Origin of the sequence: Mesorhizobium sp. M8A.F.Ca.ET.202.01.1.1 (assembly GCF_004791595.1) — a bacterium.
Lineage (GTDB): Bacteria > Pseudomonadota > Alphaproteobacteria > Rhizobiales > Rhizobiaceae > Mesorhizobium.
This window is the reverse complement of record NZ_SRUN01000086.1, coordinates 1-411: the sequence shown is the minus strand read 5'-3', so window position 1 is coordinate 411 and position 411 is coordinate 1. Positions and strand designations below refer to the sequence as shown.

Here is a 411-nt window from a genome sequence, read left to right as displayed (position 1 = left end):
GTCGATCTCGGCAGTGGCGGCGACGCCGAACGAGGTGCTCTACGACACCACAAAAGGCGCCTGCCACATGTTCGCCCGCGCCATCGCGGTCGAATTCCGTGACCGCAACATCCGCTGCAACGCCGTCTGCCCTGGCTTCATCCGCACGCCGCCCGCGTTGCGCGAACTGGCCGACCTCGGCAAGCTCGGCGTCGATGTTTCGGACGCCGCCATGGCCGCGCAGCAGGGCCGCATCGGCGAGCCGGAGGAGGTGGCGAAGGCCGCGCTGTTCCTGGCCAGCGACGAATCGAGCTTTGTCAACGGCGCGCATCTGTTCGTGGACAATGCTTTCACGGGGATCTGAGGCTTTTCCTCGCCCCACGAAAGTGAGGAGAGGTGGCTCGGCGAAGCCGAGACGGAGAGGGGACGCCC

General features: G+C 66.9%; 1 protein-coding gene. It reads left to right on the top strand.

The window, feature by feature from the left end; all coding sequences use genetic code 11:
• Window positions 1-343, top strand: a 343-nt coding sequence (locus EN845_RS33955; protein ID WP_135931282.1) for an SDR family oxidoreductase, incomplete at its 5' end; no start/stop codon positions are given.
• Between the last annotated feature and the right edge of the window lie 68 nt (window positions 344-411).